6 protein-coding genes and 1 pseudogene are annotated in these 7,307 nt (G+C 43.3%); 2 read left to right on the top strand and 5 right to left on the bottom strand.

Annotated elements, in window-relative coordinates; translation table 11 throughout:
• The 3 genes from LC574_RS18115 to LC574_RS38095 form a co-directional block, all read right to left on the bottom strand.
• The coding region (locus LC574_RS18115) for a cell wall metabolism sensor histidine kinase WalK (protein ID WP_229454792.1) at positions 1-1,582 on the bottom strand (1,582 nt) is incomplete at its 3' end.
• A gap of 171 nt (positions 1,583-1,753) precedes the next feature.
• Positions 1,754-1,990 (bottom strand): hypothetical protein, encoded by a 237-nt coding sequence (locus tag LC574_RS18110; RefSeq protein WP_229454791.1) that lies wholly within the window; start codon positions 1,988-1,990, stop codon positions 1,754-1,756.
• A gap of 349 nt (positions 1,991-2,339) precedes the next feature.
• Positions 2,340-2,471, bottom strand: a complete 132-nt coding sequence (locus tag LC574_RS38095) for a hypothetical protein (protein WP_267871584.1) — start codon at positions 2,469-2,471, stop codon at positions 2,340-2,342.
• 89 nt (positions 2,472-2,560) lie between these two features.
• Here LC574_RS38095 and lepA point away from each other — a divergent pair.
• Positions 2,561-4,282, top strand: a pseudogene (gene lepA, locus LC574_RS18105) (translation elongation factor 4); the annotation flags it as partial.
• On the opposite strand, the gene LC574_RS18100 reads toward lepA, so the two are convergent.
• Complete coding sequence (locus tag LC574_RS18100) at positions 4,251-4,610, bottom strand: hypothetical protein (RefSeq protein WP_229454790.1); 360 nt, start codon at positions 4,608-4,610, stop codon at positions 4,251-4,253. The pseudogene lepA and the gene LC574_RS18100 sit on opposite strands and share 32 nt — an antisense overlap.
• 192 nt (positions 4,611-4,802) lie before the next feature.
• On the opposite strand from LC574_RS18100, the gene rpiA reads away from it, so the two are divergent.
• Complete coding sequence (gene rpiA, locus LC574_RS18095) at positions 4,803-5,513, top strand: ribose-5-phosphate isomerase RpiA (protein WP_229454789.1); 711 nt, start codon at positions 4,803-4,805, stop codon at positions 5,511-5,513.
• Between the two features lie 483 nt (positions 5,514-5,996).
• On the opposite strand, the gene LC574_RS18090 is transcribed toward rpiA, so the two are convergent.
• A partial coding sequence (locus LC574_RS18090) for a choice-of-anchor Q domain-containing protein (RefSeq protein ID WP_306422132.1) occupies positions 5,997-7,307 on the bottom strand: 1,311 nt, incomplete at its 5' end.

Raw genomic sequence — 7,307 nt, 5'->3', positions numbered from 1 at the left:
CATAGTGGCGAGTACGGGAACCATCCACCTGAGAGAATAATTGAAACAGTTTATCTTGTTTGTCTAAAGAAACACCAATACCAGTGTCTGCTACACGTACTTTCACCATGCCAGGAAACTGCTGATCTTGAAAGTTCGCCTTTTTGAGGACTAAATCGGCACTGACGGTGACACCACCCTCATGGGTAAATTTGATAGCATTACCTACCAAATTGAGCATAACTTGTAGCAACCGTTGATAGTTGCTTTGGACAATAATTTCATCGGAGGTAGGAGGCATTTGCATCTGGAAGCTGAGGTTTCTCATTTCTGCTTGGGGACGCATGAAATTTTCGACATCATTGAATAGCTCATCTAGCTTGACTGGAGCGTAAGCTAGCTCCATTTTGCCAGCTTCGATTTTAGCGATGTCCAAAATGTCGTTGATAATATTCAGCAGATGTATCGATAAGTGATGAGCTTCTGACAAAAACTGGTTTTGTTCTTCTGGATCATCTGCCATCCCTTCCAAAATCAGCTTCAAGAAGCCAATCATACCGTTGAGGGGGGTACGAATTTCATGGGATACATTAGCTAGAAACTCGCTTTTGAGACGGGAAGCTTCTTCGGCTTTTTGACGCGCTACTTCTAATTCTTCATATAAAGTAGCATGAGCGATCGCAGTTCCCAATTGATCTGCTGCTTCTTTTGCCAGTTCTAATTCTGATTCTGTTAATGTGTAGCATTCATCCTGCCAACTCAAGGCAACCAATCCATTGGCCTGGTCTTGATAGCAAGTTGCAATCACCAAAGTTTTCTGCCGTCCAGACTCTGCGTATCCAGGCACTTCCATTACAACTGGTTCTAGGGTTGTCAAAGCTTGAGCAAAGGCAGGCTCTGAAGCTATATCTATTTGTAAGCCAAGCATTGATTTAAGTTCTGCCTGACAATATTCAGCCTTCACCTCCACTTTTGAGCTAGAGGACTGATAAGGACAAATAATACAGCGCTCTAGCCGCAGTGCTTTCCCCAAACTATCAACTGTTTGCTGCCAAATAATATTTAAATCCAACGTCCGGCGGATATTTCTGGTAATGCGATTTACCAGTTTTTGGTGTTGCTGCGATCGGATTGCCACCTCTATTTGTGTGGGCGCTTTTGATGCCACAGGTACTTGTTTTTTGTTGAGTGTTGCTTGCACTAACCGTCCCATCACTAAAACTGTAGTGGCAGTCGTTCCTAAACTCGGCATAATTGGACTAATCACCAAGTCCAACTCAAATAATTCTTGGTGGTAGCTAAACCAACACTGAAACCTTTCTGGTACCAAACTTGTCAAAATTCGGTGCAATCGTTCCAGATAACTAACCTTATCCACTGGGGCAAAGGTTTGGGTCTGGTTCAGCTCGTCAACTATTTTTTCGGTATTTAACCCCAGGAGTTCGCTGTGCTGCCAACAAAAGGTCAGATAGCGCCCTGCCCCATCTTGTGTATATACCAACTCGGCTCCTAGAGTTGCTAATGAGCCATCAGCCTTACTGGTAATAGATTCCAGATTTTGGGAAAATACATTTTGCAATTGGGAATTGGCAGTAATAGTCATTAATTGAGTTGGATAGACAAAGGGTATCCGACCGTAATTTTACTAAAGCTGCTCAAATTTTTGCATAAATTCTTACAGCTTTTTCGTTTTTTATTGAGTATTTCTTGGTGATCTGAAATCCAAATTGGCAAACTTCACTTTTTAACTTGCATTGACGGCTGATTAATAGCGTCAATCATTCCATTCACCCCGAGGAGGAACGGGGGTACGCATAGGGGTACGGGTCAGTTCGTCATCTCTAAGGATTTGACCCCGCAACCACTGACGAATCGCTACCTCAATCACTTTACTTGGGTCATTGGTGAGATGCTGAATTTGCTCTAGTAGCTCGGAGTCCAGGCGGACAGCAATTTCTACCTTATCGGTTGGTGTGTTTTCCGCTTCGGTAGTTTTCTCTTGCATATTCATAGGTTTGATATACTCTGAATTGGTTTTGTCTAAAGCTTTGTAAAGTAGTTATATGCATAATTTGGGCTAATTCACTGAAAATCTTCAAGGGGACATTTACATAGTTCCCTGAAATAGCACCAAAGTAACAGCTTTAAGTTTTAAATCGCATTTTTCATATAGCTGACTAGACAATGGCTTTAGAAGTTTTGCCGAGAAATCAGTGACTATGGGTAATTACGGGTGGTAATTATCCATGATCCCTACATGTACTTATTTACATTTATTGTACGCTCCTAGCTGTTGAATACTAGCAGCGACAAATAGACTTTCATAATATTCTTAAAAGTCCACCTATTTAGATCGAAAGTTAAAGATGAGGTGAAGAGGGGCATTGGGCATTGGGCATTGGGCAATAATCAATAGTTCTTCTTCCTCTGCTCAAGAACTGCTCCCTCATCTCCCTCATCTCCCTCATCTCCCTCATCTCCCCACTCCCCATTAAAAGCAGCGTCTTGGCTAAGAAAGCATTAAAATACATTAAGTAAATTGCTTTTTTAACTTTGGTTGCTGCTAAGGCAAAGATAGTATATGACTGACGTTCCCGCAGTTCGCATTCGCAATTTTTGTATTATTGCTCACATCGACCACGGGAAATCAACCCTCGCCGATCGCTTGCTGCAAGCTACTGGTACTGTTGAAGACCGACAGATGAAGGAACAGTTTCTCGACAATATGGATCTGGAACGGGAGCGTGGCATTACAATTAAGCTGCAAGCTGCCCGGATGAACTACACAGCTAAGGATGGTCAGCAGTATGTGCTGAACTTAATTGATACTCCAGGACATGTGGATTTCTCTTATGAAGTCTCCCGCTCTCTTGTTGCTTGTGAAGGAGCGCTATTGGTAGTAGATGCGTCCCAAGGTGTGGAGGCGCAAACTTTGGCAAATGTATATTTAGCGTTAGAAAATAACCTGGAAATTATCCCGGTTTTAAATAAAATCGATTTGCCTGGGGCTGAACCAGAACGGGTAATTGGCGAAATTGAAGAAATTATCGGTCTAGATTGCAGTGGTGCGATTCTGGCCTCTGCTAAAGAAGGAATTGGTATTGATGAAATTTTAGAAGCAGTTGTTGAGCGGATACCGCCACCGCCCAATACCATAAATGAACGCTTACGGGCGTTAATTTTTGATAGCTATTACGACAGCTACCGGGGAGTAATTGTGTATTTCCGGGTGATGGATGGCACCGTGAAAAAAGGCGATCGCATCCATTTAATGGCATCCGGTAAAGAATTTGAAATTGATGAGTTAGGCGTTCTTTCTCCCACTCAAAAGCAAGTTGATGAACTCCACGCTGGGGAAGTAGGCTATTTGGGAGCGGCAATTAAAGCTGTAGCTGATGCACGGGTAGGAGACACAATTACTCTCAGTAAGGCGAAAGCTGAGTCACCCTTACCAGGTTACGCAGAAGCGAACCCGATGGTTTTTTGTGGGATGTTCCCTATTGATGCAGACCAATTTGAAGATTTGCGGGAAGCCTTGGAAAAGCTCGAACTCAACGACGCAGCGCTGCATTACGAACCAGAAACTTCGAGCGCGATGGGGTTTGGCTTCCGTTGCGGATTCTTGGGCTTGCTGCACATGGAAATTGTTCAGGAACGTCTAGAGCGGGAGTATAACCTAGATTTAATCATTACAGCCCCCTCGGTGGTTTATAAGGTGATTACCGTCAAAGGTGAGGAACTGTACATTGATAATCCTAGCCGCTTACCTTCTCCCAACGATCGCGAAAAAATTGAAGAACCCTACGTCCAAGTAGAGATGATTACGCCGGAAACTTATGTTGGCAGCTTGATGGAGTTGTCACAAAACCGCCGTGGCATCTTCAAGGATATGAAATATCTCACCCAAGGACGAACCACACTTACGTATGAGCTACCCTTAGCGGAAGTTGTGACTGACTTTTTTGATCAAATGAAGTCGCGATCGCGCGGTTACGCCAGTATGGAATATCACCTGATTGGCTACCGTGAAAATCCTCTGGTGAAGCTGGATATTATGATTAACGGCGATCCTGTGGATTCCTTGGCGATGATTGTGCATCGAGATAAAGCTTACAACGTCGGGCGGGCAATGGCAGAAAAACTCAAGGAACTAATTCCCCGCCATCAATTTAAAGTGCCAATTCAGGCATCTATTGGCAGTAAAGTTATTGCCAGCGAACATATCCCCGCTTTGCGGAAAGATGTGTTAGCCAAGTGCTACGGTGGTGACATCAGCCGGAAGAAGAAATTAATACAGAAGAAAATATAGTGTAGCTACAAATCGATAGAATGATTAGAAATCCTAGAAGGAACAAGATATTGGCAGGAGTCCAAAAAGGATATAAACCTCTTTCAGAGCGTAAACGCACTTTAGAACGACGTTCTGAACCTGCTAATAACACCAAATAAAACCTTAATCCGGGAATTGGTATTGAAACTCTTATGTCTAAAGAATGACGTGTCCTAGCACGAGAGGCCAAACCCCTTTTTATCGCTTCTAATTGCTTTACCGTGAAGGTACTTGCTATTTCTGGGTCAATCTCAGCGAAAAGTTGCTTAAAAGTAGGATCGGTGTACTGGAGGTTTTTCATTGATTTCGTATACTAATATACATTACTTTTACATTAGTCATCTTCTTTGTTCCGGACACTAGGATGTTTTATTTTTTGGAAGTTTCTAATCAAGGAAGTAGAAATTAGCAAAAACTTGTTTTTTACCTTTCATATTTTGAGGTTATCTGCCCACTACTATGGACTAAAGTCAGTTTTTCAGGAGTTTTGGCAATGACCGCAGCAGCAGATCCCGTAAAGTTGATGAAGCAAGAAGTTGGCAAAGCCGCCGCCGCCTTAGTAAAGTCGGGTTCTATTGTGGGGTTGGGTACGGGGTCAACAACAGCATATACGATTCAGTTTTTGGGCGATCGCCTCAAGTCTGGTGAACTTCAAGATATCATTGGTATACCTACATCATTTCAGTCAGAAGTACTGGCGAAGCAATACGGTGTACCTCTGGCTACCTTGGATGCTATTGACCACATTGATATTGCCATTGATGGCGCAGATGAAGTCGATCCGCAGAAGAACTTAATTAAAGGCGGTGGGGCAGCACATACCCGCGAAAAAGTCGTGGACTACCTGGCAGAACAGTTTATCGTCGTGGTAGATAGTGGTAAGTTAGTAGACCGCTTGGGTTCTACTTTCGCTGTGCCTGTGGAAGTGATTCCAATGGCAATTACTCCTGTGACTAATGCCATCAAAAAACTCGGTGGCAAACCAGAACTCCGCATGGGTGTAAAAAAAGCTGGCCCAGTGATCACCGATCAAGGCAATTTTGTTTTAGATGTCAGATTTGACTCTATTGAAGATCCAGTCAGCCTAGAAAAGACATTGAATAACATTCCCGGTGTTCTGGAAAATGGTATTTTCGTTAACTGTGTCGATTTAGTTTTGATTGGTGAAGTAAAAGATGGTCAGCCATTAGTGCGCCAACTGTAAGAGTTATAGATTTTGGATTTTAGATGTCTGTGAAATCTAAAATCCAAAACTTCTTTCGCTACAGTAACCCAAAATTCATAGTCTGCGTCGCCCCAATGTGCGATCGCAGCTTTGCCTCCATCTTGCTCAATAATTATTAAATCGCCCTTTTCGCCTAACTCTGCGTTAATGAATCGTGAAGTTTCACCCCATTCTTCAAAAAGCCTAATTTTAGCTGGCGTAGTTTGGAGACATCCAAAAAATAAAACGCCCAGTCTTTCAATGATATTGTTGGCAAAAGCGCCAACTGGGCATTTTATTACTTGTAAGTGACCTACTGCGCGTCTTATTCCAATACAGTTCAGTTAAGCTTTTTTCTCTCTCCCTGCAACGCCAGCCTCCCCTGCTCAAGAACAGCCTGCCTTAACAGATAAACTTGCTTAACCCAAGCGTATTACGTCTTATTCTCTTAGAGAAAGGTGGGCAGCTCGCTAGAATTGAGCGCTAGACAATGACGTTAGTACCGACTACTAGATTTGTCGCAGTGAAATTATTCAAAGTCGCAAAGGTATAAAAATTGTCACCAAAGTAGGCAAACTGAACTTGTGTAGAAGTACCCGATTGCACAAACCGCAGATAACCATCTGAGATGGGATTGCTGCTACTATAGCCTCTACTCTTAAACAAGTCAGTAAGGATTAATTTATCCTCGTTTTGATTAAAGTCAGTGATTGTATCACTATTGCTAAAGGTTTGGTAGATGAACTGGTCATTACCGCTATTGCCAGTCAGGGTATCACTCAAATTACCGCCAATGAGGATGTCATTACCAGCACCTCCGACCAGGCTATTAAGACCTGTACCATCAAGCAGGGTATCATTACCAACACCACCAATCAAGGTATCATTACCAGCACCACCGCGCAGCAGGTCGTTACCACTCAAGCCGTCGATGCGGTCATCGCCCCCTTGACCATTAATAACATCTGCTGAGTTGTCAAAACCATTGACATTGTTGTTCAGGTCATTGAGAAAGGTGACTGTGTTCAAGTTGAAGATAGCGTTTTGGGTGGAGTTGGCATCGAAGACATCAAAGCTTTCACTAATGCTGGTTTGCCCATTAAACAGGATATTGCCTACTGCCGATACGTTCTCTAGGTTTTCCAGAGGAAAGTTTTGCAGGATAACTTTATCATCAGCCACGCCTTCAAAGGTAACTTCCAGATTGTTACCATTCTGGTTGAGTAGTAGATTTTGGGCTGTCAATCCAGTACCTTGAAATTTCAGGGTATCCACTTCGGCAATGATTGCTGCTGATGGATTTGAGCCTTTACCTAGCCCACCGAAATCGGTAATGGTATCAACACCGTCACCTAAGTTGTAAACAAATTTATCTTTGCCGCCGCCACCAGTTAGGATGTCGTTACCTTGATTACCTGTGATGGTATCGTTCCCGGCTTGAGCGTTAATTATGTCATTGTAGTTCTTGCCCACTAAATTATCAGCGCCTTTGGTTCCATTTAGCCCGTTAAACTCTAATGCACCAATATCAACTGTACCCTTAGATATTCTGTTAAATCCAGCGCCACGTTGGTCGGTGGTGATACCTGCTGGAATCAGAGCATTATTGCCAGCGTTAATGGCGGGACTATCTGCAAGTAAGGCATTAGTAAAGGTTGTACCACCATTGTTTTGCAGGGGGCTGAGTCTTGGATCAATGGGGTTGGTTTGGGTGCCAACGAGGGTGCTGGTGGTAAAGCCAGTGCTACCTGTGTTGTCGCCAATTAGGTTATTACCAGCGTCGGTGAAGTTACC

Source organism: Nostoc sp. CHAB 5715, from assembly GCF_020829685.1.
In the GTDB taxonomy this organism is placed as follows: domain Bacteria; phylum Cyanobacteriota; class Cyanobacteriia; order Cyanobacteriales; family Nostocaceae; genus Nostoc.
The sequence above is the reverse complement of the archived record's forward strand: the minus strand, read 5'-3'. Positions and strand labels throughout refer to the sequence as shown.